Origin of the sequence: Bacillus pseudomycoides DSM 12442, from assembly GCF_000161455.1 — a bacterium.
In the GTDB taxonomy this organism is placed as follows: domain Bacteria; phylum Bacillota; class Bacilli; order Bacillales; family Bacillaceae_G; genus Bacillus_A; species Bacillus_A pseudomycoides.
Genome location: NZ_CM000745.1, coordinates 4196062 through 4222248, shown reverse-complemented (window position 1 = coordinate 4222248; position 26187 = coordinate 4196062). Strand labels below are relative to the sequence as shown.

At 36.2% G+C, this 26187-nt stretch carries 31 protein-coding genes; 12 read left to right on the top strand and 19 right to left on the bottom strand.

Going from position 1 to position 26187, the window contains the following annotated elements; translation table 11 throughout:
- Positions 1 to 484 (bottom strand): YhcN/YlaJ family sporulation lipoprotein (locus tag BPMYX0001_RS21570; protein WP_033799203.1); only part of this gene is annotated, 484 nt, incomplete at its 3' end.
- Positions 485 to 632: 148 nt separating this feature from the next.
- On the opposite strand from BPMYX0001_RS21570, the gene BPMYX0001_RS21565 reads away from it, so the two are divergent.
- Positions 633 to 905, top strand: a complete 273-nt coding sequence (locus BPMYX0001_RS21565; RefSeq protein ID WP_371388589.1) for a YutD family protein — start codon at positions 633 to 635, stop codon at positions 903 to 905.
- 40 nt (positions 906 to 945) lie between these two features.
- Here the strand turns inward: BPMYX0001_RS21565 and BPMYX0001_RS21560 are convergent, their stop codons facing one another.
- The 4 genes from BPMYX0001_RS21560 to glpX all read right to left on the bottom strand — a co-directional run bounded on the left by BPMYX0001_RS21560 (position 946) and on the right by glpX (position 3605).
- A complete protein-coding gene (locus BPMYX0001_RS21560; RefSeq protein WP_006096415.1) occupies positions 946 to 1461 on the bottom strand; it encodes a GNAT family N-acetyltransferase in 516 nt (171 codons plus the stop codon).
- A gap of 11 nt (positions 1462 to 1472) precedes the next feature.
- On the bottom strand, positions 1473 to 1973 hold the full coding sequence (locus BPMYX0001_RS21555) for a hypothetical protein (protein WP_006096414.1): 501 nt from the start codon (positions 1971 to 1973) through the stop codon (positions 1473 to 1475).
- Positions 1974 to 2348: 375 nt separating this feature from the next.
- On the bottom strand, positions 2349 to 2615 hold the full coding sequence (locus BPMYX0001_RS21550) for a DUF3055 domain-containing protein (protein WP_003208880.1): 267 nt from the start codon (positions 2613 to 2615) through the stop codon (positions 2349 to 2351).
- 18 nt (positions 2616 to 2633) lie between these two features.
- Positions 2634 to 3605, bottom strand: a complete 972-nt coding sequence (glpX, locus tag BPMYX0001_RS21545; RefSeq protein WP_003208882.1) for a class II fructose-bisphosphatase — start codon at positions 3603 to 3605, stop codon at positions 2634 to 2636.
- Between the two features lie 147 nt (positions 3606 to 3752).
- On the opposite strand from glpX, the gene BPMYX0001_RS21540 reads away from it, so the two are divergent.
- From BPMYX0001_RS21540 to BPMYX0001_RS21530, 3 genes are all read left to right on the top strand, one after another.
- The gene (locus BPMYX0001_RS21540; protein ID WP_003201498.1) at positions 3753 to 4193 is read left to right on the top strand and encodes a DUF86 domain-containing protein; all 441 of its coding nucleotides are present in this window, start codon (positions 3753 to 3755) and stop codon (positions 4191 to 4193) included.
- Between the two features lie 81 nt (positions 4194 to 4274).
- The gene (locus BPMYX0001_RS21535; RefSeq protein ID WP_006096413.1) at positions 4275 to 4907 is read left to right on the top strand and encodes a helix-turn-helix transcriptional regulator; all 633 of its coding nucleotides are present in this window, start codon (positions 4275 to 4277) and stop codon (positions 4905 to 4907) included.
- A 98-nt stretch (positions 4908 to 5005) separates the two neighbouring features.
- Positions 5006 to 5770: a TIGR01457 family HAD-type hydrolase gene (locus BPMYX0001_RS21530; RefSeq protein WP_003208886.1), complete on the top strand. Its 765-nt coding sequence runs from the start codon at positions 5006 to 5008 to the stop codon at positions 5768 to 5770.
- A 569-nt stretch (positions 5771 to 6339) separates the two neighbouring features.
- On the opposite strand, the gene BPMYX0001_RS21525 is transcribed toward BPMYX0001_RS21530, so the two are convergent.
- Positions 6340 to 6924, bottom strand: coding sequence for an NAD(P)H-dependent oxidoreductase (locus BPMYX0001_RS21525; RefSeq protein ID WP_006096412.1), 585 nt, complete (start codon positions 6922 to 6924; stop codon positions 6340 to 6342).
- Positions 6925 to 7183: 259 nt separating this feature from the next.
- Here BPMYX0001_RS21525 and BPMYX0001_RS21520 point away from each other — a divergent pair, with 259 nt between their 5' ends.
- From BPMYX0001_RS21520 to BPMYX0001_RS21505, 4 genes are all read left to right on the top strand, one after another.
- A complete protein-coding gene (locus BPMYX0001_RS21520) occupies positions 7184 to 7972 on the top strand; it encodes an ABC transporter ATP-binding protein (protein ID WP_006096411.1) in 789 nt (262 codons plus the stop codon).
- Positions 7956 to 10529: an FtsX-like permease family protein gene (locus tag BPMYX0001_RS21515; protein ID WP_033799202.1), complete on the top strand. Its 2574-nt coding sequence runs from the start codon at positions 7956 to 7958 to the stop codon at positions 10527 to 10529. Before BPMYX0001_RS21520 ends, BPMYX0001_RS21515 begins: the two co-directional genes overlap by 17 nt.
- A gap of 162 nt (positions 10530 to 10691) precedes the next feature.
- A complete protein-coding gene (locus BPMYX0001_RS21510) occupies positions 10692 to 11231 on the top strand; it encodes a hypothetical protein (protein WP_006096409.1) in 540 nt (179 codons plus the stop codon).
- 24 nt (positions 11232 to 11255) lie between these two features.
- Complete coding sequence (locus tag BPMYX0001_RS21505; protein ID WP_006096408.1) at positions 11256 to 11519, top strand: response regulator transcription factor; 264 nt, start codon at positions 11256 to 11258, stop codon at positions 11517 to 11519.
- A 49-nt stretch (positions 11520 to 11568) separates the two neighbouring features.
- Here the strand turns inward: BPMYX0001_RS21505 and BPMYX0001_RS21500 are convergent, their stop codons facing one another.
- Genes BPMYX0001_RS21500 through BPMYX0001_RS21470 form a run of 7 tightly spaced genes read right to left on the bottom strand, consistent with a single transcriptional unit; the run spans position 11569 to position 19312 of the window.
- The gene (locus BPMYX0001_RS21500) at positions 11569 to 12864 is read right to left on the bottom strand and encodes a helix-turn-helix transcriptional regulator (RefSeq protein ID WP_033799201.1); all 1296 of its coding nucleotides are present in this window, start codon (positions 12862 to 12864) and stop codon (positions 11569 to 11571) included.
- Entirely contained in the window at positions 12861 to 13529 is a 669-nt protein-coding gene (locus BPMYX0001_RS21495) for a vWA domain-containing protein (protein ID WP_006096406.1), read from the bottom strand. The genes BPMYX0001_RS21500 and BPMYX0001_RS21495 overlap by 4 nt, the downstream gene beginning before the upstream one ends.
- 60 nt (positions 13530 to 13589) lie before the next feature.
- Complete coding sequence (locus tag BPMYX0001_RS21490; RefSeq protein WP_018782862.1) at positions 13590 to 14402, bottom strand: HAD family hydrolase; 813 nt, start codon at positions 14400 to 14402, stop codon at positions 13590 to 13592.
- Positions 14399 to 15517 (bottom strand): cysteine protease StiP family protein, encoded by a 1119-nt coding sequence (locus BPMYX0001_RS21485; protein WP_033799200.1) that lies wholly within the window; start codon positions 15515 to 15517, stop codon positions 14399 to 14401. Before BPMYX0001_RS21485 ends, BPMYX0001_RS21490 begins: the two co-directional genes overlap by 4 nt.
- Complete coding sequence (locus BPMYX0001_RS21480; RefSeq protein ID WP_033799199.1) at positions 15514 to 16902, bottom strand: phosphoribosyltransferase family protein; 1389 nt, start codon at positions 16900 to 16902, stop codon at positions 15514 to 15516. Before BPMYX0001_RS21480 ends, BPMYX0001_RS21485 begins: the two co-directional genes overlap by 4 nt.
- Positions 16829 to 18043, bottom strand: a complete 1215-nt coding sequence (locus BPMYX0001_RS21475; protein ID WP_003201524.1) for an HpcH/HpaI aldolase/citrate lyase family protein — start codon at positions 18041 to 18043, stop codon at positions 16829 to 16831. Before BPMYX0001_RS21475 ends, BPMYX0001_RS21480 begins: the two co-directional genes overlap by 74 nt.
- A 12-nt stretch (positions 18044 to 18055) precedes the next feature.
- Entirely contained in the window at positions 18056 to 19312 is a 1257-nt protein-coding gene (locus BPMYX0001_RS21470; RefSeq protein WP_006096403.1) for a TerD family protein, read from the bottom strand.
- Between the two features lie 165 nt (positions 19313 to 19477).
- Here BPMYX0001_RS21470 and BPMYX0001_RS21465 point away from each other — a divergent pair, with 165 nt between their 5' ends.
- Positions 19478 to 19963 (top strand): GNAT family N-acetyltransferase, encoded by a 486-nt coding sequence (locus BPMYX0001_RS21465; protein ID WP_018782859.1) that lies wholly within the window; start codon positions 19478 to 19480, stop codon positions 19961 to 19963.
- A 157-nt stretch (positions 19964 to 20120) separates the two neighbouring features.
- Here BPMYX0001_RS21465 and BPMYX0001_RS21460 read toward each other — a convergent pair whose 3' ends face one another.
- A complete protein-coding gene (locus tag BPMYX0001_RS21460) occupies positions 20121 to 20396 on the bottom strand; it encodes a stage V sporulation protein S (RefSeq protein WP_003201532.1) in 276 nt (91 codons plus the stop codon).
- 296 nt (positions 20397 to 20692) lie between these two features.
- On the bottom strand, positions 20693 to 21184 hold the full coding sequence (locus BPMYX0001_RS21455) for a phosphatidylglycerophosphatase A family protein (protein ID WP_018767382.1): 492 nt from the start codon (positions 21182 to 21184) through the stop codon (positions 20693 to 20695).
- Positions 21185 to 21303: 119 nt separating this feature from the next.
- Between BPMYX0001_RS21455 and yutH the strand changes: the two genes are divergently transcribed.
- Positions 21304 to 22305 carry a spore coat putative kinase YutH gene (yutH, locus tag BPMYX0001_RS21450; protein WP_033799198.1) on the top strand — a complete coding sequence of 334 codons (1002 nt, stop codon included), beginning with the start codon at positions 21304 to 21306 and terminating at the stop codon, positions 22303 to 22305.
- 212 nt (positions 22306 to 22517) lie between these two features.
- Here yutH and BPMYX0001_RS21445 read toward each other — a convergent pair whose 3' ends face one another.
- Positions 22518 to 22754 carry a NifU family protein gene (locus BPMYX0001_RS21445; RefSeq protein ID WP_000431179.1) on the bottom strand — a complete coding sequence of 79 codons (237 nt, stop codon included), beginning with the start codon at positions 22752 to 22754 and terminating at the stop codon, positions 22518 to 22520.
- Between the two features lie 208 nt (positions 22755 to 22962).
- Between BPMYX0001_RS21445 and BPMYX0001_RS21440 the strand changes: the two genes are divergently transcribed.
- Together BPMYX0001_RS21440 and BPMYX0001_RS21435 are read left to right on the top strand one after the other, a co-directional pair.
- Entirely contained in the window at positions 22963 to 23271 is a 309-nt protein-coding gene (locus tag BPMYX0001_RS21440; RefSeq protein WP_006096400.1) for a YuzD family protein, read from the top strand.
- A gap of 87 nt (positions 23272 to 23358) precedes the next feature.
- The gene (locus tag BPMYX0001_RS21435; RefSeq protein WP_006096399.1) at positions 23359 to 24165 is read left to right on the top strand and encodes a nucleotidyltransferase domain-containing protein; all 807 of its coding nucleotides are present in this window, start codon (positions 23359 to 23361) and stop codon (positions 24163 to 24165) included.
- A 93-nt stretch (positions 24166 to 24258) separates the two neighbouring features.
- On the opposite strand, the gene BPMYX0001_RS31330 is transcribed toward BPMYX0001_RS21435, so the two are convergent.
- From BPMYX0001_RS31330 to BPMYX0001_RS21425, 3 genes are all read right to left on the bottom strand, one after another.
- Positions 24259 to 24417, bottom strand: coding sequence for a YqbF domain-containing protein (locus BPMYX0001_RS31330; RefSeq protein WP_016112359.1), 159 nt, complete (start codon positions 24415 to 24417; stop codon positions 24259 to 24261).
- Positions 24418 to 24635: 218 nt separating this feature from the next.
- Positions 24636 to 25424: an ABC transporter permease gene (locus tag BPMYX0001_RS21430; protein ID WP_018782857.1), complete on the bottom strand. Its 789-nt coding sequence runs from the start codon at positions 25422 to 25424 to the stop codon at positions 24636 to 24638.
- The gene (locus tag BPMYX0001_RS21425; protein ID WP_006096396.1) at positions 25408 to 26067 is read right to left on the bottom strand and encodes an ABC transporter ATP-binding protein; all 660 of its coding nucleotides are present in this window, start codon (positions 26065 to 26067) and stop codon (positions 25408 to 25410) included. Before BPMYX0001_RS21425 ends, BPMYX0001_RS21430 begins: the two co-directional genes overlap by 17 nt.
- Positions 26068 to 26187: the final 120 nt, after the last annotated feature.

Genomic DNA, 26187 nt, shown 5'->3' with positions numbered 1-26187 from the left:
CATATTCTTTATTGTTTAATGTACCAGATTGCAGACCTTGAATTTGCGTGATCAATTTTTGGTCTGTTGATACATATGCTTTATAATAGCGAGGAACGATGGATAAAGCTGTTTTATATACTTGATCTGTTACAAGAGCAGGATCGTTTGTTTTTGCTTTGTATACAACAAATACTTCGTCATCGGTCACAAGTGTAGCAGCATTTGTGACATCCGGAAGATTTACTGTCATACTTGTAATCATTTCAGCTACCTTCTCGCGGTTAATGGCACCCACTTGTTTGTTAGATACTTCATGTTTTTGTTTAGAGGAGTATCCGACTCTTGTAAGCTTTGTATTTGTATTTTCTGTATGATACATGTCATTTTTATTGGAGACAAGAACGCGGCTGCCTTTTTCATGTTCCATTTCAGCTTTATTTGTCGAGTAGCAACCTACAAATAAAGAGAGCGTGAGAAGAGAGAGTATCATTTGTTTTTTCAAGATGTATCACCTCCTTCTTCATAGCATTTACTACTTTTCAATTTTTTGTATTTGAAATTGTTGGTTGTTAGGCTTTGTGATACGATAAAAAGAAGAATGCTTAGAAAGGAAGTTAATGATGGAGCAAAAGCAGGAGATTCATGCTACAATGAGCATTAATAATGTTCAATACGAAGTAATTAAAGACTATCGTAACGGTTTTCGTGAAGAAGCATTTAAAGAGCGCTATGCAGAAATTTTAAATAAATATGATTATATCGTTGGTGACTGGGGCTACGATCAACTCAGATTGCGCGGTTTTTTTGATGATAGTAACCAACGTGCGACATATGATACGAAAATTAGTACATTATCGGAGTACTTATACGAGTACTGTAATTTTGGTTGTGCACACTTTGTATTACGAAAAGTGAAGAAGTAAAAAGAATTCCTCTTACGATAGGCGTAAGAGGAATTCTTTTTTAATCAAGTATTTTTTCATAGCAGTTATACCAATTATAGGGCTTTGGTTTACTTGAAAAATAAACGGCGCCCCGGCATATATAATTATTTGTTTCGTATAAACGTAAGGAAACAGGATTACCTGTGAAAGCATCTAAGCGTATCCCGATATAGTTCTTTTGCTGTGCTTCATTTTCCCAAAAGGATAATAGTTCTTTACTATATCCTTTTCCTTGTGCGACTGGATGGATGACAAAAGAGTGGACAATGAGAAAACGTCCTTCCGTTTTTGACCAGTCAATAAGCGTATACTCTGGGGACTGCCATTCATTCAAAATGACGGCACCAACGATTGAATCATCTTTACATAGACAATAGAGTTCATTATTTTCTAAGTGGTAGGAAATTGTTTCTCGCGTCGGATAAGAGTCATCCCATTGGTAAATTTGTTTTTGGAGTAGGTCCGTTTTACACTGCTCATACATATCATCTAACTTATCTAATAGGTTAAGTGTACCTTTTGTTATTTTTAGCATATGTGTCCCCTTTACAAGCAAATTGAAATAAGATCACCTTCAGAAAGCGTTGTATTTGGTTTCATCTTCTGTCCATTCAACTGAATGTGTCCGTTTTTTATTTTGTCTACAATCGCGGTGCGGCTCCAATCTGAAATATACGTAGCGAGTGCTTTATCCATGCGATGAGAGCCAAAAACTGTTTCTAATACAATGGCTAATTCTGTAGTGCCAGCTTCTTTATATTGCATAATCGAGATAGTAGTGATCATCTCACCTTGTTCTTTTTGAAACACATCGATCGTTTCGACATGATCAGAAAAAGACTTATAAATGTGAAGTTTCTTGTTCCACGTATGTCCTTTCGGGCATTTATAAATGGCAAAGCGGTAAATATTTTTTCCGTTTGCGTTATGCCTACGAATGTTCGTATCAGTAAAAAGGGTGGTATGCCCGCAATTTTTACAATGCTTTTCGACTATCGTTTCAAATTCATTTTCATATAAATTCCAAGAAAGTTGTACTTTCTGCATTTTCCTTCACCTCGTTTGATGGTAAAGGAACGTAAGACAGCTATTTGGATGTCTTGCAGTATGAATGGGAAAGAAATAGGCAAAAATAAAAGGAGGTTCTCCCTTAAGAGGAACCTCCGTAAAACATCATACTACAGATGTGCTACGTTCCTTTGTAATGGGAAATGAACAGACTACTCCCTTGACAAAGCACATAGCTTTTTTGAGAGTAATGCTATTCAGTTGCTGATCCATTACAAAGTAAATGTTGGCATACGTAGTAGACGTCCTTTCTTCCAAATAGATTTGTTCATAAGTATAACATAAAAGATTGAAAATTCAAAACTTTGTTATGTATAAAAAACACCAGCTATCAAGGTAGCTGGTGCCATAATATTATATAAGTTCAAATAAGAATGAGCGAAGTTCTTCTGCAATCTCTTCAGAGACAGAAAAAGCGTGCTCTAAGTAGCCAGGTTCGTTTAAATCGTCAGTGCCGATGATTGCAAATTTATTACGCTGCATATCAAGGACAATTGTTTTACCGTAATGGCGATCGGAATATAAAAGCGCTAAATCGTGGCGCTCATTTTCTCCCATAAAGCTAACGAAACGCGTTTTTGTATCGACTGTATCGTCGTAAAGAAAGAAACGTTCTTCCATACTACACAGGCTCCTTTTTTAAATATCTAAGTTTAAGTGAGGCTTATGATCTAAATGGTGATGTGTTTTAATAAAGCGTACTGTTCTTGTTTTGTAGCGCATAACGATAGAATATGTTTCTGCTAAGTCTCCGCCAAGGAATTTCACACCATCTAATAACTCGCCAGCAGATACGCCTGTTGCTGAGAAGATTGCGTCGTCACCAGATACTAAGTCATTTAACATAAGAAGTTGACGAGGGTCTTCTAATCCCATTTTACGGCAACGTGCTTCTTCTTCTTCGTTCATTGGAACTAAGCGTGCTTGCATTTCGCCTTCAAGACATTTTAGTGCTGCTGCAGAGATAACGCCTTCTGGAGCGCCGCCAATACCAACGAATAAGTCAATACCTGTTCCTGGAAGAGCTGTTGCGATTGACGCACCAACATCTCCATCACCGAATAGTTTTACACGTGCACCTTTTGCGCGAACACGGTCAATAATATCTTGATGACGTTCACGTTCTTGGATGATAACCGTTAGGTCACGAATTTTCTTATTGTTTGCTTCTGCTACAATTTCAATTGTTTTTTCAATTGGATCATCTAAGCTAATTTTACCAGCTGCTTTTGGACCAACCGCGATTTTTTCCATGTACATATCCGGAGCATGAAGAAGGTTTCCTTTATCTGCGACTGCAATAACTGCCATTGCATTTGCAAGACCTTTTGCAACGATGTTTGTCCCTTCTAATGGATCAACGGCGATATCTACTTCTGGACCGTTACCTGTTCCTAGTTCTTCACCAATATATAACATTGGTGCTTCATCAAGTTCTCCTTCACCAATTACAACAGTACCTGCCATGTTTACTGAATCAAACATATCACGCATAGCGGTAGTTGCTGCATCATCTGCTTCGTTTTTCTTTCCGCGGCCCATCCATTGTGCGGATGCTAAGGCTGCTGCTTCTGTTACACGGACAATTTCTAATGCGAGTTCACGTTCCAAGGTGACATTCCTCCAATTTCAAAAATCATACAGTTATAACTATAACAAATAAAGCGTGAAAGGTGAATTCGAAAAATTGTCGATTTTTTCAGAAGAAACGGTTACAATTAAAATGTAAATGCTTTAATTTCCAGGTAGGTGACATTCATGTACTTTGTAGACAGAAAAAAAATAGAGCAAATGTTAGCATGTTTAGAACAAGTAGTAGATACATTTCAAGAGAAGCAAGAATATGAAACGGATTTTGAATATTACGCATTAGAGCGTATGTCGCATCTCATCATTGATTGCATACTAGATGTTGGAAATGCAATGATTGATGGATTTATTATGCGTGATCCAGGGAGTTATGAAGATATTATTGATATTTTAATGGACGAAAAAGTCATAAGTGAGGAAGAAGGAAAAGGGATAAAAGAAGTGATTGTTCTTCGGAAAATGCTTATGCAAGATTATATTCAAATGAACCATGAAGAATTATATACAACGATTCAAAAACAAATTGCCGTGGTACAAAAATACCCTGCGAATATTCGCCGTTACTTAGAAAAGGAATTAGGACCTGTATCTGCATTTGTAGCAGAATAAGCGCATGGATAAGATCCCCATTAACCTTTTTGGGGGTCTTTTTTGTCTATGGGAACGGCTCAAAAGGGAGAAGGATGAGAAATGGAGGAAGCACGTACAACGAAGGAAGAAATTGTACAGCTTTTAAAAATAAATGGTGAACAAACAGTTGCATCGTTAGCTGAATCTTTAGAGATTACGGAGATGGCAGTACGTCGTCATTTAAGTAAGCTTGAGAAAGAAAAAATCATTCAGTCGAAAATGGTGCGTCAACATGTGGGAAGGCCAACATATGTATACGACCTAAGTCAAAAAGGAGAAGATTCGTTTCCGAAAGATTATAAGCAATTTGCTTTAGAAGTGTTAGAGGATTTAGAGTCAATCGGTGATGAAACACTTGTTAATGCTATTTTAAAAGCGAGAACGAATCGGATGGAGGAGCAATTACAAAAGCGAATCAGCAGACAAGATAATGTATGGCAGAAGCTTCGGGAAGTTGCTGTTATCCAAGAGAAAAAGGGATATATGGTACAAGTGAAGCAAGAGGGAGAAAACTCGTACATATTACAAAAACAAAATTGTCCATTAAAGGCTGTTGCTGAAAAATATCCACAGCTTTGTTTGGAGGAAGAAAGTATGTATAAGCGGTTGTTTTCTGATGAAAATGTAAAAGCGTTATCAAATATGTGCAATGGTGACTGTCACTGTTCGTATCACATACAAGAGAAAAAATGAACGTTATGGGACGCTTTTAGACAAAGCGTTTTTTTCTTTGGAAAAAGCGGTTAATATAAGAAGGGTATGAACGCTAGACAAAAAGGAGAGACAGATGGATGTATAAAGGCTATTTAATCGACTTAGATGGTACAATGTATCGCGGTGAAGAACAAATTGAAGAAGCAAGCGACTTTGTAAAAGCACTACAGGAGCGCGGCATTCCCTATTTGTTTGTAACGAATAACTCAACGCGTAAACCAGAGCAAGTGGCAGAAAAGCTTGTTCGTTTCGATATTCCAGCTAAACCAGAGCAAGTATTTACAACAAGCATGGCAACAGCAAACTTTATTTATGAGCGTAAACAAGATGCGTCTGTGTATATGATTGGTGAAGAAGGATTACATGACGCACTTGTAGAAAAAGGATTCAAGCTTGTGGATGAAAATCCTGACTTTGTCGTTGTTGGATTAGATCGCGAAATTACATATGAAAAGCTAGCGAAAGCATGTCTTGCAGTACGTAATGGTGCGACATTTATTTCAACAAATGGAGATATTGCCATTCCAACTGAGCGTGGTTTATTACCTGGAAACGGTTCCTTAACATCTGTTGTTACAGTATCAACAGGTGTAGAGCCAATCTTTATCGGAAAACCAGAATCCATTATTATGGAACAAGCACTAAAAGTACTTGGCATGGCGAAAGAAGAAGCGCTAATGGTTGGGGATAACTATGATACTGACATTTTAGCGGGGATAAATGCTGGTATGCATACACTTCTTGTCCACACTGGAGTCACAACTGTGGAGAAGTTAACAGAGTATGACGTGCAGCCAACACAAGTTGTGCATAACTTGACAGAGTGGATTGAGAAGATGTAATAGTGAACAGGCAATCTTTTAGATTGCCTGTTTTTTGCTGAATGAAGGCTGTAATTCGATTTAAGTAGGGATGGGCGTAAGTGTATATTAAAATTACATTCATTGTTTAAATTATAGAAAAAGACCTGCTCACTCATCGTTAATCAACATACAGTAATGTAAATCCGTCAAAATATCCACAGCTTACTGTTTTGAGCACTTACTAAAGTAGGGATTATACAGCTGCTGGGAAGGTGGATTTAGCTGCTGAAAAACACTCACTTGAGTGTCTTTTTTACTTTAATAATATTTTTTATAAATGGATTTGCGAGAAGGGGAAGGGATATGGATCATACGATTACATTCAATTTTGGAATATCCATAGTAATTATTCTATTCGTTTTGTTTGTACTAGCTATATGCGGATGTTAAAAAGACACCCTTTCGAGTGTCTTTTTTTGACTTGAAAACCACATATGTATTAGGACTCCTATCCTATTTACTATTTTACCATGTTTAGTCATATCCGTTATTGAGAAAATTAAATCAGCATGTCACTCTGCGTTAACCTCACTGATGGAAGTTTCATCTTACCCTAATAAACGATTCACTACTTCTTTTACTTCTTCAAGATATTGTTTTCTCGCGCCGTCATCCACAGAAGGGACACTCGTATAGAATGTGTGCTCTAACGTTTCAATTCCTGTAAATTCAAAGATTCCAGCATCAGTTGTTTTCTTCATTGCATCAAACATACCGCTTGCTGTATAAGCTTCTTTTGTATTTCCCATTGTGGATAGTAGCAATCCTTTTTTACTGCTTAGTAACTTTTCAATTCCATTTTCACCATAAGCGTACGCAAAGCTGTGGCTAAATACACGATCAACATATCCTTTTAAGATTGCTGGAAGACCTGCCCACCACACTGGATAAATAAATGTGATGTTATCAGCCCAAGTGATATGTTCTTGTTCTTCTTTAATATCAGCTGGTGTATTTCCTTGAGAAAAGGAAACAAAATCAGAAGCTGCTAATACTGGATTGAAATTTAGTTCATATAAATCGCGAACACGTACTTCATGACCTTTTTCTTCAAGTTCACTTTTTACTGTTTCTAAAATCGCATGATTGAAGCTTTGTGGATTTGGGTGTGCATAAACGATTAGATGTTTCATGTTTATTCCTCCTATTTGTGGATATGTTGATAGTTTTTCTTAAAAAGAAAATATTATTGTAACTATTATGGTTACGAATCGAGGGGGAAATCAAGAAATTCAAATTCTTATTAGAAAATGTGAGATGTGCTATTTTGCGAAGTGTGTTTCAAAATATATTTATATTACAATACAAGTACAGTGTGATAGGAAGATTGGTTTCGCAGCAGAATATATATTTAATATAAAGATAATTAAATGAAAAAAAGGGGTATAAAAAATGAATATCATTGAAATTGAAGGGGTAGAAAAATCATTTGATATTGGTGATAGTAAGGTAAAGATATTAAAGAGGATTAATCTCCAAATCCAAAAAGGTGATTTCGTTTGTATTATGGGAGCGAGTGGGTCGGGGAAAACCACTCTTTTACAGTTGCTTGGAGGATTAGATATTCCGACGACGGGAAGCATTCGAGTAGATGGTACTGAAATTTCATCATTAAAAGAAAAAGAACTCGCGTTGTTTCGGAGGCATAAAATAGGTTTTATTTTTCAGCAGTTTAATTTAATACCAGTATTTAATGCGGAAGAAAATGTGGGATTACCGTTACTGTTAGATAATGTCCCACAGAAGAAGGCGACAACAGCGGCAAAGCGTTTATTAGAGCTTGTTGGTTTAAAAGGGAAAGAACAGCACTTACCATCGCAATTATCAGGTGGCCAGCAGCAAAGGGTTGCCATTGCGAGAGCATTTGCCAATGAACCAGCTATTATATTAGCAGATGAACCGACAGGAGCGTTGGATTCTGAAAATAGCAAAAATATCATTGCGGCTCTTCGTAATGCTTGTGATGAATTGGGGCAAACGGCAGTTGTTGTAACGCATGACCCGTTTGTAGCTGCTCATGCAGATAAAGTTGTTTTCTTACTAGATGGTGAAGTAATTCATGAACATGCCGAAAGTAAAGGATGGAAATTCCGGCATATTCCGCAGCAAGTTACGCACATTCAAGAGATTATGAATCGGCACTTTAAGGTAGGTGATAAGAGCGATGTCTTGGATAATTAAATATGCGGCCAAGTCTATTAGACAGAATTGGCTAAGGAACATGTTAATCGCTCTTGGGGCTGCTTTAGGCGTTATGTTAGCAACAATGTTACTACTAGGAAATCAGTCTGTAGAACAAAGTGTTAAAGAGCAGGTTGTGAGTCGTTATGGTGATTATGATTTGCAACTTGGTTATATTAAAAATGATGTGTATTTAAAAGATAAAAAATTAAAAGAACTGAACGGTCTTGAAAGTGCGGAAAAAATATCAAAAGTACTTATCCCTTATCCGTTACCAAATTATAAAGAGCTTTCTGGCAAACCATCGTATTGGGGCGTGGAACAAGATTCTCCCGATATGCGTTCTTATAAAATTACAGAAGGGCGATATCCGAAAGAAGGGGCGGAAGTAGCACTTACGAAAGGGTATACAGATCGAGAAAATATAAAAGTAGGAGATATGATTCGTCTGCCTTTTCCACCGCATGGTGAAAAAAATGTGAGAGTTGTAGGGATTTTGAATCCACCATTGATGGCAGCAATGGGACATAGTGCGTATTTTCCGATTGCTTGGATGCAAAAGGAATTAAACTTACAAGGTCAATTTAACCTTGTTCAAGTGAAAACATCTGATGCGAATATAAAAAGAATGATCGCTAGTGATGCGAATGAGAAACTTGAAAATATTAAAATAGATCAGCGTACATATGTAGATAAAGCATTAGAAAGATTAAATGTGATGAAGCCATTAGTCTTTAGTTTAGGCGGAATTGCTTTATTTGTTGTAGCGCTTTTGATTATGGGAAGCTTCTTCTTATCTGTAAGAAGTCGCTTTAAACAATGGGCTTTATTACGTGCGATTGGTAGTAATCCAAATCAAGTCATTTTCGTTGTTTTATTAGAAGCATTATGTATTGGAACGATTGGTTCGTTAGTAGGAGTTGTACTTGGTGCTAGCACACATCAGCTCGCAGCTTCTTTTATTAACAAGTGGGTGAATGTAGAAAGTACAGGGCAAGAATCATTTTCTATTTCATTTGAGATTTTATTCATTACATTTTTACTAGGGATTGTCATGTCTGTAATAGGTGCAGCCATACCGGCATTTATGGTAAGAAAAATACCACCAGTTCAAGCTTTAAGACCAGGACTTCCGAGCAATCAAAAGAAAGAACGGAAATGGAGTATCTTCAGTCTTATTGTTTTAATGGCAGGTATCGTAATTGGTTTAAGTGGAACAGTTGTTGAAAAATATATTGGCTTTAATCTAAGTGCGATTGGAGCAATTTTATTTGCAATTGGTTTATTGTTTACAATCCCATTGTTGATTCGTGTGATTACGTCAGTTATCGCTAAACCATTTCAAACGATATTTCGCATTGAGACAACAATTAGTAGCCGAAATGTCATTCGTTATCGTAAAAAGGCAGCTGTTTCAGTCGCAATTCTAGCATTTGGATTTATGTTATCGCTAGTTGGAACGATGTATGTGAATGCGATGTACGAAGGAATGAAGCAAGGATTACAAAAGAATTTACCAGCAGATTTAGTCATTCGTGTTCCAATGGAGTCACAAGGAATTGAAAATATCCCATTTAATTGGCTAGGAAAGATACAAGACGTTGAAGGGGTAAAAGAAATTGTCGGAGCTGCCTCTGATTCCACATCTAAACTTGTAAATTATGACTTTAAAGAAGCAAATCAAGAATGGTACGAATTTATGAAGAAAAATAAATATAATTATGATGCGATGGAAGTTGTGGGTACTGATATTACAGCGTTTCAAAAGGTGACCAAGATGAAAGTTATTTCTGGTCAAAACTTGAGTACTCCATTAAAAGATGGAGAAGGAGTAATTACAAAAGAAACAGCAAAAAATTTAGGGATTAAGCTACATGATACGATTGAAGTGCAAGGGAAAGGGAAGCAAAAACAGTCTATTAAAGTCGTTTCTATTATCGAGAAAAACTTGAGAATGCAAAGTACTTACGTCTTCGTAAATGAACAATGGGCGCGAAATATGTTTCATGTAAAAGGATATGAATCGATTCAAATTATGACAGACTCTAAGGTACCTTTTGAAACAATTAAGAAGAAAGTAACAAAGATAACAAATGGTAAAGATAATATAGAGGTTATAAATAGTACCGATTTATTAAAAGAGCAAGAACAATTGTTATCTCAAATGGTTATGCTCATTCGTTTATTGGTTGTAATTATTTTTGTTATTTCGGGTATTGGCTTAATGAATGCGATTGTGGCAAGCTTACATGAAAGACGTGCTGAGATTAGTATGATTCGTGCCGTAGGAGCTATCCCTAAGCAAATGCGAAGAATTGTGTGGTTAGAAGGTACATTACTCGGTGCGATAGCTGGAATCATAGGAATTGGAGGCGGAGTGATTTTCAGTTATATTGTCTTATCAAGTTTAGAATTAACGGTTATTACAATTCCGTATAATCAAGTGCTATTACTGGCTGCAGCGAGCGTTATACTCGGAACAAGTGCAGCAATGATTGCTTCATCCCAGTTAAGAAAGTTTAAACTAAGTGATACGCTCAAGGAATTATCAGCGTAAGAAAGACCGCTTTTATAGCGGTTTTTTTTGTGAGTTTGGTTAAATCGTTCTATGAAATAATAAAAATTACTTCTGTTTTTTCAGTATTTTTAACTACTATAAATTAACTAACTCCACGTTATAAAGTAATAGTAAGGACTTGAAAGTGGAGGTGATCCATTCATGATTCATAACGAATTATTCATTAGAAACGAACAGGCGGTTAGATTGTATCAGCGTATTATTTCGGACAAACTTTTTTCATTGCATGATAAAGGTGATGGAAAGGTATTGAATGTCCATATTAATATTTTGGCTCAGTTGTTGTATGAAGCATTTAAAGAAATCGATTTAACCAATTCTCCTGTTGTTCCCGTTCTTATTATTTCTAACCCTGTAGCAGTTCAAAGTATTTATGTTCCAGGGATATATACAATGAATTTTGTTTATGATGAGTTCATGTATATTTGTGATGTTGATCGTCTTCAAAATGAGATTGCAACATTAGCAATCGGCTATACAATCCAGCATAGTAGACTTGAGCGATTATTAGATAAAGAGGTAGAAAAAATGCTTCTGTATATGATTAAGAGAATAAAGAAATTTTTGGATATCCACGGTGAGTTAACATGTTCTTTTGAAATTGCTGTTAAGGAAGATGTTTTATTATATGAGAACAATCTATCTCCCGTTTTTTTATGTCAATGGATTGTAAATCGATAGGAGTAGAGGAAGGAGAATGAAAAAATGAGTGTCAGATTAAGTGCAAAAGAAAAAGAAGTAGCCATTCTCGTCTCAAACGGAATGAAGGATAAAGAAATTGCTCAAACGTTGTATATTAGCCGGAGAAGGATAGGGGAGATAATAGCTTCTATTAAAGAAAAATGGAACATTCATCATCGTGTAGAAATTGGAATTCGGGCCTACTATTATGGGCTAATTACGATAGAAATCGCTCCTAGAGAAGAGAATTGTTCACAGAGGATAAAACAGAAGAGTTTTGTTTTTTAATTACAATTTTCGCCCTCTTTGATTGTGTGCAAAGAGGGGAAATGTCATTTTAGAAATTAGTTTGAAAATCTTCTATATCAAGGTCGCATTGTAAGGCGATTTTAAAATATTTTGCTCCTAATTTATAAGCACGTAATTCATAAAAATGATCTCCTAATTCAGTAGCTAGCTTTTTAACCTGTATATATTGTCTGTTACCCATTCCAAAATCAATAATTCTCTGCATTTCTTTCTCGTAGCCCTGATGGTCACCTTGAAGCTTATAGAGATGCGCTTTATATGTATAAATTTCGATATAAACAGAAGGCATATCGTAAGTTTCTAAGATTTTGATGGCTTCCGGCATGACTTTATTGATTTGCTCCCATTCTTTTAAATGTAAGTAAATTTCAATAAGGCTTCGCAATGCGTAAATATTTGACTCTTGCTGATTGATTGCTATATTTATTTTCAAGGAATGCTTGAAGTGTTGAATTGCTGTATCGAATTCTTCTAACCCTTGATATACTCTTCCGTAATTGTAATAAATCATTGCAAAATACATAGCAGGATCGTGAAGTTCTTTTACATATTGTTCAGCTTCTTTTAAGTATTGTAAGGATTCTTCGTATCTTTCTTCGAGATGATATTGTACAGCAATTGTAATAAGCGTATCTGATATGAAAACTTTGTTATTTAACTTGCTATATATTTCATATGCTTTTTTTGAATATTTCCGGCTCACACTTTGGTTTTTAATGAGACGTTGTTTAACTAGGCTCATATTATAGTATAAATTAGCTCTTTGTAAGTTTTCTTCCGTAGTTAATAATTGATTTGCCTGCTCGTAGTATTCATTTGTTTTAATAAAATCTTGTTTCATATAAAAATAATTACCACATGCTATGTAATAATAGGAAAAGTCTTCAGCAAACATTCGATTAGGCTGATTAGGTATTAAATTTATTGCTTGTTGATAAATGGAATCACCTTTTTGGGGTGAACTAGTACGAGCGTAATAATGGAGTAGTACACCAAAAATATGTAAAAGAATTGGGAGTGGATGCATTTCCCGAGTATGTAACTCTAAAAAAGAAATTTCACTTTCAGTCAATTTGTTATTCTCTTTATAGTTTATCGTAATCGCTATTATATCTGCCTCAAAGTCAGTTTTACTTTGCTCTGTGAGATAATCCACACTAATATCCAGTTTGGCTGAAACCTTCTCTAAAAAAGAATGAGAAGGTTTTGCTGTTCCATTTTCAACTCGACTTAAATATGGAATAGAACAAATTCCATTTACTAATTCCCCTTGTGTCATTTCGCGATGTATCCGGATTTGGCGTATCTTTTCTCCTATTTTCAAAGTATCACCTTTTTCTCCTTCGCTCCTTTTATCCACATCGGAAGTTCATTCAACAAATTGTTATACAACGTTTCATCTGTTGTTTTTTCGATATCGCGAATGTAGAAGAAGTTTGCGTTATCAATGAAACGCCCTTCCATTTCGTCAAGCTTTCTAAGAACGTCGAATTTGCCGTTTCCAATTCCAACAAACTGCCAAAAAATAGGTTGGTTAGAAGAGAATACAACCGGTTTTTGAATTCCTTTTTTACAGCCTCCATCGTTAATAAAAATAACAAAGGCAGGCTCTGTGCTTTTTTCTTCAATCGTATATTTTTTTATGATATCTTCCATTACTTGTGGCTCATCATTTCGGCCAAATTTATGAATGGAAGTGTTATTTAAAATATGTTTTTCAACATAACCAGCAAAATCTTTTTCGGTAACGGCTGGTAATCTTGAAAACTCATTATCGTACACCCAAATATCTAATGAACCATCATCATCGAATTGACTTGCTACAGCAAGAACACGTTCAACAACTTCTTGGACAGTACCGTTTTTATAAAGTGTTCGCATAGACCCAGAAATGTCTAATACGAGCGCAACTTTTGCGACAACGCCTGTTAATTTCTTTTTCTCTAATACAACGCGTACTGCTTCTTTTCTTAAAGTAATTGTACTCAAGTATAATCGCTCCTTTTTTTATCATGTAACAAAGATGCCGGTTCTTGAAGTATGTATAGATTACGCAGTAGGAAGAGAACTATGGACCATTTGAAGTGCTTTACTTACAATTTCCTCCGCTGCATATATACCAATTTCATTTGTTCTTACAATATGGGGTAATAAACTCCCCTGTTTTGTTTCAAGTTCACCATGAAGAGGTGCGATTGCATGATTCGCCCTTTCTAACATGCATAGATCAAGTAAGGAATCTCCAGCAGTAATTACGGTTTTTTCCTGAAGTTTTTCTTGTACATACTGAACAGCATCCCATTTGTTCACAGGCTTTGGCACAAAATATAATTTTCTGCCTTGCAATGAATGAGTCCATCCTTGTTTATCGAGCCAAGTGGTGAATGATTGTAATTCGTCGTATGGAATATTGTCACGCTTAATGATGCAGTAGTGAAATAAATCATCAGCTGTTTTTTGTGAAATGACCCATTCTTCATGAGAAATATTTTGAAATTCTGTTAGAACATCTTCTTTTTCCATGCATGCTACTAATCGCTCCGTTTGTATGTTTTCCCAAGTGTCATCTAGCTTACCGTTATGAAGGATATTACCGCCATTGCTTGTAATCGCATATTCCGGAATGACTTCTGTTTGAAATAGTGTAATACGTTGAAACTGTTCAATCGTTCGAGTTGTAACTGGGATGAATTGTGCTTGTAATTGTAGTTGTTTTAATAAAGAAATCGTTTTGTGTGTGATAAAAGAAATCTCTTTCCCATCTAAAGTCTCGATGAGCTTAATATGTTCGTCTTCTATGTTAGCTCGAAATGATTTCCGAGAATAAATGAGCGTTTGATCAAGATCGCTTGCAAAAATCATGAAGACGTCCTCCTTAGAGGTTTAATTATGCCGCAGCACGAATACGTCATATCTTTATAGATTTCTACTGGCACATTTTTTTCTTTTGCTAAAAGTAAAATGTGCTTTAAATCTGGATTGTTTTCGCCCTGGATTAAAATTTTCCATGGTACTCGTCTTAGTAAAACACGCGTTGTTTCTCCAACTCCTGGTTTAATTAAGTTTATATTTTCTATTCCAAAATGCTTTTGAATAGAGGCGATGTCTTGCATACCTTGCCAAGATGGTTCTGTATAGGTAGCAATAATGTGTTCTAGTTGCGTTGTTACGTCAGCGCTAATGGAAGGGAATAACGCTGTGATTTTTTCAATAAAGAAGTTAGATAAATCTTCTGTTTCTCGTTCTCGATAATATTTGGCGCCGTGGAAATCATTTGGACCAATATAAGTTTCATTTAAAACAGTGCGGCTGATTAACCCTGATACGGTCGCGTTTAAACAAGCGCTTGGAATGAGAAAATCTTCTCGTGTTCCATATATAGAAGTACAATGGCCCGGATCAGCAAGCACTGCCATGCAGTCTGAAATATATTCATGATTCTTTTCGTTAAATGTATACACAGATTGGCGTAGTTCTTTTTTTATCGCACCTTTTCCAGTCCAGCCATCAATGAACTGAATGGTTTGATTTGGATGGTGCTTCAAAATATAATGAAGGGCATTTTCATCGATGCCGCGGCCACGAATAATGGAAATACAATAATGCGGCAAGTCGATATTATATTGATAGCGAATGTATCGTTTTATTAAAACACCTATTGGTGTACCGGCCCTCGCTAGTGAAACAAGAACAAGCTTCTTTCCTTTCGTTTTTATAATTTGCTCGGCTATTATACCGGCTGCAATGGCTAGTTTACGTTTGTATTGCTCGAGTGAAGCAAAAAATAAATCCATATAAGGTTTAGATGGTTTATATTCAATTGGAAGCATTTCAGAGTAATGTGTGCCCGATTGAATTGCTCGTTCTCTTTCTTCTGTTACGCTTTCTTCTATGACATCACTAATATCTTTTAATAGAAAAATAGCATCCTCTTTCGCATAACTACCGATAAGCTGTAATGTTTTGGGCTCGGTCATATTTCTTCACCCTCACTTTCTACTAAACTTTTAAATGAAACGATATGAATGAGTGGAATAACTGTTTGTAATTGTGTAAGAAGGGAATGGAAAGCATCTTCCTGTAAATCACGCTCTATAAAAAGAAAGACTTCATCGTAGTCCCCAGGCTGGATATTATAAAAATAACTTGTAACTACTTTATCTTCAGGGCTTTCATAGGAAAAACGACTATGAATAGCGTATTGTACATCACCCGCGTAAGGATGAATAGGACTTCGTGTTGTTGATTGATAGGAAATGTTTTCTCCCATTTCAGCTGCGATTCGCATTGGAAGATACATAAACTCGCCAGTTCCTAAGCAGAGTGTCTGTTGACCTTTTCGATTTTCCCTTAAATCATGACCAATCTTTTTAGCAAAAGAGTGGATACACTTTTGATCATCGGATGAAATGCCAAAACGTCCTGTGTAGTTTATGTAACTGACATCATGGTTTATAGATGTATAAGGTAAAATAGGACATGAAATCATATGTTTTTCTATCTTAGACTCTATTGATTTATAAACTGTCTCATCATGTGAAGAAGAAGTAGTAACAGGACTACCAATTACGTCGATTGAACCGCTTAATAGAGAAATCACATGAATCGTAATATCAAGTTCTTGCTCGAGTTCTGTAAATTGTTTTCGATGCGCATCTGAGCGCCAATCTAATAAAGAAGCAATAATATATTCTTTTCTTGGAAACTTTTCTTGAATAGATCGAATGATATTAAGTGCGGTTTTTCCTGTTGTCATTTCATCATCCACAAGGACGATGGGCTGTTCATTTTGAAAATAGCTTTTGTCCACATAGCAACGATGTGATGTCGCGTGAGAATGTTCCTCTTCGAATGTAATGATAGGATCGATTTGTGAGATCATCTCCCTTGTTGTATGAACATATTTTGCATTTTGAAAACATTGAAACATCGAGTGGCCTAATGCGGTAGCTGTTTCTGCAAATCCGATAAATAATACTTCTTTTTCTAGAGGGAATTGATACTGGAGAATTGCCTCTAGCTCATTATTGGTACTGTCTTTAGAAGAAATCAGGTTAAGAATTTCTTTTTGATATGGATGATTTGTACGATGTAGCACTTCCATATATCTTGCAGCAAGAGCACAGCCTCCAGCTAAAGAGATTGCAGGTAGAACAGGAAGATGTTTTCCTAAAATGGTACTCACAAATAAAAAGCCGCGCCTCTTATTCATTCTTGCGGCCATTTGAAATAGTTGATCTGGTAATAACAAATATGGATTATGTAGCACATCTATATGAACTGTTATTTTATTTAAAATGTGGTACGTGTACGTTTTGTTTTGACTTTTCGGTAAGGAGATCGAAGAAAGTTTGTTGTTCATGTAGCACCCCATAAATATTAGATTTCAGAAGTGTTTTACGCGCCCAATTATAATGTGGCTTCACTTCATTCATTTTGTTAGAAAAGCTGCTTTTCATAACGCCGTTATACGTCTGAGCAGCTTCAAAAACAGCTTTTGCATCTAAATAATCTTCTAGTGTTACAACGTGCAAGGCTTGTACGAGTTTAATGTGAGAAGGGTGAATGACCGTTTTTCCAATTAATCCATTTGCTTGATCGAGCAATACTTCATGAATGAGCCCGTCCTCATAACGATGAAGCATTTCCTCACGCATTGTTACTCCAGCGCTTCCGAATGATTTACGGAACGGTGTTTGCCGAAGCTGTGGTTTTAGTACGCGCTGCCTGTTTCCGAAGTACTCCCACACAGGACCAGATATAACGTATTCATCTGCCTTTCTAGAAAAAATATTAATAATATCAGAAATACAATCACGAATAACAGCAATATCATAGATTGTCGTATCTTTATTTCGGCGAATGCCAAATATGCCAGAAAAGTCGGTGGCACCAATTCGTACGTTCAAAATGAAAGCGCGATAAGAATCTAGGATTGCTTTAATTGCTAGTAACGTATCAATACGAGTTTCTTTATAAATAATTTCAGGAGACTCTAAAATAGGCATCCCGTAAAGTGAAAGTGAATATGTTTCGTTTATATCCTGTAGTTCATGAATGTAAGACATTCCGTTCGCAGGTGTGAATTTAGGAAAGACAAAACCGCTCATACAATGAACGGCGCTACCTAGTTCATGAATGAGTGAACGCATCTGTTTCGGTTCACGAATCCGGATAAAGAGAAGTGGCACGTCTGATGGAAGAAGCCTGTTTGCATCAATCATATGAGCCAGTAGTTGCATTTGTATGACGACATTTTGCTCGGCAAGTTTCACATCTCCATCACTAATGGAATCTTCTAAACAAAGTACGATTGATGTAGCACCTTCGTGCTTTTTCGCGGCAATATCCACTGCGATTGTATCCTTTGTACCAGGTGTGTATAGAGTAGCACCTAATGCGTAAGCCAATTGTTCTTTTGTGATATCTTTGGAAAAGGTTATTGGCTCTTGATAGAAAAGTTTTTTCTTTTCTTCAGAAGACAGATAGGAAAAATGCTTCAAGTTGTCACCACCTTATTTTGAACCTGCGACCCAGTTCATGTTCCATTTGTAATGCCGATCCATTTCTAGGTGCCCTCTAAAATAGTTCACAAGCCTTTGTACTTTGAATGTCTCATCATTTACATTTTCGAGCATTGCAATTGCACATGTGTTGAAACCGTTACGGTGCTCATCCATTTTTACAATAATATCTGGGCCATTTTCCTGTTTTAATGTGACAATACCATCAACCTGTGACCAGTTAGCTACACCTTCATAAATATAAGAGAAAATTAATATTCTTTTTATTTCATGAATCATGTCTCCGTTAATACGTAAATTTTCTCCTTTATTTGAAGCACCTGTGCGATCGTCTTGATCTAAATGAATGTAAGGCTCGTTATAAAATGAACCAAATATATTTCCAAGTGGTTGTACAACACCTTTCCAACCATCTTTAAATTCAAACAAACAGCCTAAATCTAAATCTATTTGAGGGGAGCTATTTGCAGTTAAGGATGAAAAAAATCCTTTTTGTTTTGGTGTACTTTGTTTACCCCAGTTTAAGTTCACTGCAATTTCGCCAAGAGGCTTGTCCGTTTTTTGTAAGTTGATCGTATCTCCAGATTTCTTTAACTCAATTTTAGAAAGGTTAATACTTTTTGAAATAGGAGAAGGTGCAGCGGTTGTCTTTGCAAAAAAATCAGGTGGTGTATGGGATAAACCCAATTGTTTAGAAAGTTCGATAAGTCCGCCTTGCACACCGCGACCGATGGCACCAAATTTCCATTCTCCTTTGTAACGATAGACTTCACAGGCGATTAGTGCAGTTTCGGATGAGAATTGTTCTTTTAGATTATAGCGGAACATTTCGTCATTGTTTGCGGAGTTTAGAATGCGGACGTAAGAGTGAGCTATTTGTCCAAATGTTTGCAGACGAGTTTGTGCTTCGTGAATCGTAATAGTGAAAATAATACGTTCAATATGAGATGGGAGTTTGGAAAGGGAGATGGAAATTTCCTCGTCATCGCCAGATCCTGCTCCTGTACGATTGTCTGATGAAAGTGTAATCGCATCTTGTAAAGCAGATTGCTGTTTATAAAATATAATATGGTCTGTTGTTGTTAAGCTTCCATTTGCATCTAATAAGAAAGCAGCAGCATCTAAATCGAATGCATGTGAATTTGAATTTGTAGGAAGATCCCAGCCGAGACCTATTTTTATATGAGTTAATGTAGGATTTGTTTTTGTTAAATCTACCTTTTGTCCTTTACATAACTGTAGGGGCATTTTGATTTCACCTCTTTTAGAATAGTTAATCCAATCGTAACATGCTAAGAAAAGTTTTCCAATTTAGTATTTTGAAATTTTACAAACTTTTCAAAAACAAAGTGAGATAATAAGATAAATGTAGAAATTTGTTAGGGAATTGTTTTTTTGAAAGGAAGAAGAAAAATGAATATACACAAACTAACAGAGGCAGAAGCAAAAGAAATCAATACATGGCAGTATGAGGAACTATATTCGTTATACAGCTTTTCAGGCAGTGAAGAGACAATAGAAGAACTATTAGATGGTACATATTATGGCTGTTGTAATGAACATGGAGAATTAATAGGTTATTTTTGTTTTGGTGAAAACGCACAAGTGCCAGGGGGAAGAAATGCGAAGTTATACGTGGGAGAAGATACTGTAGATATTGGGCTTGGAATGAAGCCAGAGCTAACGGGGCGGGGGCTGGGGAAAGCCTTTTTGCAAGCTGGAATAAATTTGGCGGAAGAGCAAATCCAACCGGATAGACTTCGTTTAAGTGTTGCAGGTTTTAATAAACGGGCAATAAGGCTATATCAACAGGTAGGTTTTGTAGCAGAAAAAACTTTTGATGATAGAGGAAGAGAGTTTATTTTGATGACATATTCCTGTAGGAAGAAGAGAAACTGAAGAATTGATACAATAGGGAAAAGACTGATTGTTATCAGTCTTTTCATATATCATTTAACAATTGGTATTTATGAATCTAATAAAAGAATGCAGTTGAGCGGAGATGTTCTTTCATAATTTTTGTATGGATGGTTTGAATGATAAGCTATCATTTTTTCTACGATCTAATTTTTCTAGGGCCGACAATTAATTTGATTGCTGTACTTTTCTCGTTATTGATTGTGATATCTGTAAATGCTGGAATGAGAACAAGGTCAATGCCGCTAGGAGCTACGAATCCTCTTGCAATAGCAACGGCTTTAACTGCTTGATTTAAAGCACCAGCTCCAACTACTTGAATTTCTGTACTACCTTTTTCTCTTAATACACCGGCAATGGCACCTGCAACTGAATTGGGATTGGATTTTGATGATACTTTTAAAATATTATCCATATAAATTGCTCCTCCTGTTATTGAATCATTTTTTTTATTACTGAAAGGAATGTAATTCGCATATCTTTAACTAATATTCAGATCCCAATCAAACAGAACCATTAAGCTTATTCATTCGCTACTTTTTAGGCTATTCCTGTTTATTCGTGTAAATAAAAAAATGATAGGTGTATGAAAAAATCTTGAAAAGAAAGAAAAACATAACGGACCATGATTTTTTCACATGGTCCGTTATGTTTTCTATAACATTTTCAACTGAAAGTATTACGTAAAATTATGCTGACTATTGTTTTACTTTATTCCCCATGCTCCGCGCGATGTGCCAAACGACTAGAAGCGGCAGCGGCAATACCGCCAACGATGTCATCAAGGAATGTATGGACTTTCCCAGTTGATTTATCATTTAAGTATTCTAAAATACCTGGTTTTAATTTATCGATATATCCAAAGTTTGTGAAGCCGATAGAGCCATACACGTTTACGATAGAAAGTGCGATGACTTCATCAATTCCGTACAATCCTTCATCCCGTTTTACGATATCTTGTAATGGTTCGCTTAACATTCCTTTTTCGGCAAGGACATCTAATTCAATTCCTGTAATGAGTGCATTTTGTACTTCGCGTTTGGATAATACACGTTCTACGTTGTAACGACATTCTGACATCTCTAAATTTGGATGGTATTTCTTTTGAAGAAAATGAACAAGCTCCGCAATATCATCGATTGTTACACCACGTTCTTGTAGAAGTTGTAATGCTCTTTCTTGTAGTTGATTTGATTCTTTCATGTTATCACCTTTTTTTCTTTTTATTATTTGTATACGTTTTACTGCTTTATCATGTGCATAGGAATGAAAGGCGAGCACAAGCTCATATATATAAAGAAAAACCATAGGTGGCGACTATGATGATTCAGCATATTTATGAGCATTATCAAATGCATGTCAAAGAATTAATCCCCCTTGGCCCCTATAAAAGCTTTTGGATTCGCAATAAAATTTATGTACTTCTTCCGATTGGAAATATGGAGGAAGATGTACTTGTTGAAATGAAAAAATTAAGCGATTATATGAACCAGCAAGGGGATATTACTGTTGCGACTTTCGTTCCGACGGTGCACGGTTACTATGTAAGTGAGATAGAAGAAAAAAATTACTGTTTATTAAAAGGTATGCGTTTGCTTGAACGACATGCTACTTCGTTAGGTAGTGAGCTTTCCTTATTCCATAAACGAGGCGCTTTTTTTCCAGAAGAAATAGAACAATTAAGTCGCATTGGTGAATGGAAGTCATTGTGGGAAAAAAGGCTCGATCAATTAGAGCGATTTTGGCAATCACAACTTATGAATCAGCCATCAGATGTATTTGATCAACTATTTATTGAGTCTTTCCCATACTATTTAGGCATTGCTGAAAATGCCATTCAATATGTTGTTGATACAGAAATAGATGATACACCTCAGCTTGCCGATGCAGCAACAATCTGTCAAGAACGCTTTACCCCTTTATTATGGCAGCAAACTAATAAATTAAAAATCCCCATCGATTGGGTATATGATCATCCAAGTAGAGATTTGGCGGAATGGATTCGATATGTATCGATGGAAAAGAAGAAAGATTGGGAACAAACAATTTTTCAGTTTGTAACGGATTATGAGAAAAATTATGCACTTTCTTCTTTTGGCTGGCGTCTACTATTTGCGCGTCTTCTCTTTCCACTTCGCTACTTTGAAACGATAGAACAGTACTATCTGACGGGAAATGAAGAACAAAAAAGTATGTATCGAGATCGCTTAGAAGACATTTTACACGATGTGAACCGTTCAGAGCAATTTATGAAGCATTTTTATGAATTTCTTCGCTTGCCTGTTGATAAGCTCGGAATTCGAAAGTTGGATTGGTTATCTTAATACGAATTTACAAAAAAGAGACCATAGTGGTCTCTTTTTTGTAAATTATCCAGTGGAAGCAATTCTAAGCGAGCCGCTGCCGCCTTAAAAGATATCTAGCTCCAGCGGCTAGAATGTTCGGTGGCTTCGCTTCTTTCGCCGAGGCAAAAAACGCCTCTATGTCAGAAGCTCCATCCTCCTCACATTCTAAGTGAGCCGCTGCCGCTTTAAATTTAAAATACTTGTTCTACTTCGATAACGCCTGGTACTTCTTCAAGTAGTGCGCGTTCGATACCAGCTTTTAATGTGATTGTAGAACTTGGGCAGCTACCGCATGCACCCATAAGGCGTAGTTTTACAATACCTTCTTCAATATCTACTAATTCAACGTCACCGCCATCACGAAGTAAGAACGGACGTAATTTATCTAATACTTCTAGTACTTGTTCTTGCATATTTGGGTTTTCCATTTTTATCGACTCCTTTCATCCATTTTATTATAATCAAGATACAGGGGAAAATCTATTTTTTCTGTTCTTGTTTTATTGTCGAAATATTGTATCATGTTTACAATGTGTTTTTTCAGTATAGAGGACAAGAATTAAACTTGTAAAGAGATGTGCTTATAAGGTAAGTCATCTAGGCATACTGTTAGAACAGAGAAGTGGGGGAGAAGTAATGGTAAATGTTCAAGTATATGGTGCAAAAGTAATTTGTGCAAGCTGCGTTGGAATGCCGTCTTCGGCTGAAACATTTGAATGGCTACAAGCGGCAATTGGTCGCAAATATGAAGGACAAGATGATAAATTCAAGTTTGAATACATTGATATTCAGGAAGAGCAAGAAGATGCTGAGAAACAAGCTTTTGTAGAGCACGTAATTGAAGAGGATTTATTTTATCCAGTTGTTCTTGTAAACGGAGAAATCGTTGGAGAAGGAAATCCTCGTTTAAAAGACGTATACGAAGAAATTGAGAAATATTTATAATACAAAAAAGTCTTTGCGGTAGCAAAGGCTTTTCTTACATGTTTATATGAAAAAAATAACCGTTATAGGTAATGTTATCAAGGAGGTATGCGTGTGAAAGGGGTAGTGAAACATAGACTTCCAGAAGAAGTAAAGGTCTTAATGGAGCAATATGTGATTGGATTACAAGATATTTTTTTTAACGAACAATTAATTGGAGTATATGTATATGGTTCAATTGCATTAGGAGCATTTCATTTAGAAACGAGTGACGTTGATTTTGTTACAGTAACGAGAGAGTCGGTCAGTGAAACCCAGAACATACAAATAATTGAGTTACACAAAAAAATGAGTAAAAGCATGTTAGGAAGACGAATGGACGGTATGTATATTCCACTTGCTGATTTAGGGAAATACAATGAGGAAATGCCGCAGTATGTCTATTGTGCAGATGGAAAAGCTCACACAGGACATTGGGATGTGAATGCTGTAACGTGGTGGACGTTAAAAAATCAAGGGATTACTGTAATTGGGGAGGAAGCAAGTAAGCTTCCGTTTCAAACGCCATGGAGTGATGTGGTAGAAACAATGAAATATAATGTAGAACAGTACTGGAGTGAAAAAGCATCACGGCCATATTTATTTTTAATTGAAGAATGGGTAGAATCAGCTGTTGTAACGATGGGACGCATTTTGTATACATTAGAGCATAAAACAATTGTTTCAAAAGATGAGGGATTACAATATATGATGAGGGCGTCTAGTGAAAAATGGATACCTTTGTTACAAGAGGTAGAGCGGATGCGTCATAATAAGAGAGCGAAACGAATGATTTCCATTTGGAAGCGGGCACATATGACGAAGAAGTATGTGCTTAGTGGGATAGAGGAGTGCCGGAGGAAATGGGAAGAATAAAAAAGCAGCCATACTACAAATAGTATGGCTGCTCAGTTTGTAGATAAAGGGATTTGTTAGTGCTTAACGTACACACTACTAAGCTACTCATTATTATGCTGTGGAAGTATTCTCGTCTTTACGTACTTCGAAAAACTCATTTTTGCACAGGTATTTAAAAATTCTTTGTGTAACTTGTTCTTCTTGATCTAGCAAGAAGCGATGATCAAAAGCATAGAAGGATTGTCCCTGAATTAATTTAACATAATACATACCCCATACCTCCATTATAGAACGATACAAATCTAAAGATTTATTACTATAATATCCATAAATTGGATTGATATACCAGGTGTGTTAATCAGAGATTTTAAATGGAAGTTAAAGTAAATCAAGGATGTTGGAAGTATGGGGGAAATGAAATTCGCCTCTATGTTTTATGTATAGTCTCAATGGTTATAGTATGTTTCCTTAAGGGACACAATTAGCATTTAAGATTCTATCTCTTTCAATTGACACCGTTTATTAAAGAATGTTTTATAACCAAGTTGTAAAAAGATGATGACAGAAAAAGCTGTACTTCCGGAAATACCGAGTATAATAGCAATTTGATATTGAATGGCGGTAAATGGTGAAACTCCTGATAAAATTTGGCCTGTCATCATACCTGGAAGGCTAATGATTCCCATTCCTATCATGGAATTAATTGTTGGCAAAATAGCTGAATCGAAAGCATCCCTCACAAGGGGAGCTGCTGCTTGTTTCGGAGTTGCCCCAAGCATAAGCGCACCTTCAATGTGTTCGCGCTGTGATTTCATATTGTTTAAGAATGTATTTGCGCCGAGAGATATACCAGTCATCGCATTTCCGATAAGCATTCCAGCGATTGGAACGATATATTGCGGCGCATACCAAGGGTCGTGTCCAATAATTACAAAAATAAATAATAAAAGCGGTCCGATTGATCCCGCAATCATCGAAATTGCAGCCACACGTTTTAACTCTTTTGACATAGGTATATTTACTCGTTTATAGATATTAAAAATAGCAAATGTCGTAATAGAAGTAATGATAGCAATTGTATAAAATGGATTACTATTTTCAAATATGTATGTAAGTACGTATGCAACAAGGACAAGCTGAATGGTCATACGTAATGTAGCGATCGTAATTTGCTTTTCACGAGGTATTCCTTTTAATTTTACAAGTCCGATTAAAATGATAATGAAAATATATGCAGCGGCAAGTTGCCAAATTTGTAGTTCAATAACGCCCTTCAAGTGCGTGCACTTCCCTTCTAATAGCACCTTTGGTTTTACTGATTTCAATCATATCGTCTGCGATTTCTTCTGGGAGCTGCTGTGAATGGGTAATGAAGATAACCGTTTTCTTTTTTTGTCTCGCAATTGCAGTAAACTGTTTCATGACGCGCCTTTCTGTATCAGCATCTAATGCAGAAGTTGGCTCATCTAATAAATAAACGGGCGGGTCCATAAGTAAAACGCGAGCTAAGGAGAGCCTTTGTTTTTCGCCACCAGATAATGAGGAGGCGATATGTGTTAAATCTTTTTCTAAACTTACAATTGCTAGGGCTTCTTGTAATGATTCGTTAGTTGGAAAAGGTTTCTCTGAAAAGCGAAGTCCCATTAGCAGATTATCTTTTACGGTTCCGTCAAAGATGGGAGGTGTTTGTCCTAGCATAACGACTTCGCGGCGTAATTGAATAGGCGGATAAGACGAAATAGGTGCACCATTATATTCAATTTTGCCAGCTGTTGGTGACTGTAGATCATTGAGCATGCGAAGTAGTGTGCTTTTTCCGCTCCCACTCTCACCGATAATGCAGGTGATTTTTTCTTTGTGAATCTCTAAGTAAGGGATGTGCAGGATATCTTTATATGTTACGTCGTTTAATAGAAACATAATTTTCTCCTTTCTGATTCTATATAAACCCATCTTGATTTTCCAACATATAAAACGCGGCTATGGAAACAAAAAAAGATCTCTACTCGTTTACTTCCTTTGTTTTAACATGGCATGGGG

Bases quoted from the DNA above. Each gene is read 5' to 3' on its own strand.
- BPMYX0001_RS21485 (WP_033799200.1), bottom strand. From the start codon at position 15,517: ATGACCGAGCCCAAAACATTACAGCTTATCGGTAGTTATGCGAAAGAG.
- BPMYX0001_RS21525 (WP_006096412.1), bottom strand. From the start codon at position 6,924: ATGAAACATCTAATCGTTTATGCACACCCAAATCCACAAAGCTTCAAT.
- BPMYX0001_RS21490 (WP_018782862.1), bottom strand. From the start codon at position 14,402: ATGATTTTTGCAAGCGATCTTGATCAAACGCTCATTTATTCTCGGAAA.
- BPMYX0001_RS21535 (WP_006096413.1), top strand. From the start codon at position 4,275: ATGGAGGAAGCACGTACAACGAAGGAAGAAATTGTACAGCTTTTAAAA.
- BPMYX0001_RS21520 (WP_006096411.1), top strand. From the start codon at position 7,184: ATGAATATCATTGAAATTGAAGGGGTAGAAAAATCATTTGATATTGGT.
- BPMYX0001_RS21465 (WP_018782859.1), top strand. From the start codon at position 19,478: ATGAATATACACAAACTAACAGAGGCAGAAGCAAAAGAAATCAATACA.
- BPMYX0001_RS21435 (WP_006096399.1), top strand. From the start codon at position 23,359: ATGCGTGTGAAAGGGGTAGTGAAACATAGACTTCCAGAAGAAGTAAAG.
- BPMYX0001_RS21445 (WP_000431179.1), bottom strand. From the start codon at position 22,754: ATGGAAAACCCAAATATGCAAGAACAAGTACTAGAAGTATTAGATAAA.
- BPMYX0001_RS21505 (WP_006096408.1), top strand. From the start codon at position 11,256: ATGAGTGTCAGATTAAGTGCAAAAGAAAAAGAAGTAGCCATTCTCGTC.
- BPMYX0001_RS21555 (WP_006096414.1), bottom strand. From the start codon at position 1,973: ATGCAGAAAGTACAACTTTCTTGGAATTTATATGAAAATGAATTTGAA.
- BPMYX0001_RS21560 (WP_006096415.1), bottom strand. From the start codon at position 1,461: ATGCTAAAAATAACAAAAGGTACACTTAACCTATTAGATAAGTTAGAT.
- BPMYX0001_RS21550 (WP_003208880.1), bottom strand. From the start codon at position 2,615: ATGGAAGAACGTTTCTTTCTTTACGACGATACAGTCGATACAAAAACG.
- BPMYX0001_RS21470 (WP_006096403.1), bottom strand. From the start codon at position 19,312: ATGCCCCTACAGTTATGTAAAGGACAAAAGGTAGATTTAACAAAAACA.
- BPMYX0001_RS21540 (WP_003201498.1), top strand. From the start codon at position 3,753: ATGTACTTTGTAGACAGAAAAAAAATAGAGCAAATGTTAGCATGTTTA.
- BPMYX0001_RS21460 (WP_003201532.1), bottom strand. From the start codon at position 20,396: ATGGATAATATTTTAAAAGTATCATCAAAATCCAATCCCAATTCAGTT.
- BPMYX0001_RS21510 (WP_006096409.1), top strand. From the start codon at position 10,692: ATGATTCATAACGAATTATTCATTAGAAACGAACAGGCGGTTAGATTG.
- BPMYX0001_RS21515 (WP_033799202.1), top strand. From the start codon at position 7,956: ATGTCTTGGATAATTAAATATGCGGCCAAGTCTATTAGACAGAATTGG.
- yutH (WP_033799198.1), top strand. From the start codon at position 21,304: ATGATTCAGCATATTTATGAGCATTATCAAATGCATGTCAAAGAATTA.
- BPMYX0001_RS21565 (WP_371388589.1), top strand. From the start codon at position 633: ATGAGCATTAATAATGTTCAATACGAAGTAATTAAAGACTATCGTAAC.
- BPMYX0001_RS21425 (WP_006096396.1), bottom strand. From the start codon at position 26,067: ATGTTTCTATTAAACGACGTAACATATAAAGATATCCTGCACATCCCT.
- BPMYX0001_RS21455 (WP_018767382.1), bottom strand. From the start codon at position 21,184: ATGAAAGAATCAAATCAACTACAAGAAAGAGCATTACAACTTCTACAA.
- BPMYX0001_RS21480 (WP_033799199.1), bottom strand. From the start codon at position 16,902: ATGAACAACAAACTTTCTTCGATCTCCTTACCGAAAAGTCAAAACAAA.
- BPMYX0001_RS21530 (WP_003208886.1), top strand. From the start codon at position 5,006: ATGTATAAAGGCTATTTAATCGACTTAGATGGTACAATGTATCGCGGT.
- BPMYX0001_RS21440 (WP_006096400.1), top strand. From the start codon at position 22,963: ATGGTAAATGTTCAAGTATATGGTGCAAAAGTAATTTGTGCAAGCTGC.
- BPMYX0001_RS31330 (WP_016112359.1), bottom strand. From the start codon at position 24,417: ATGTATTATGTTAAATTAATTCAGGGACAATCCTTCTATGCTTTTGAT.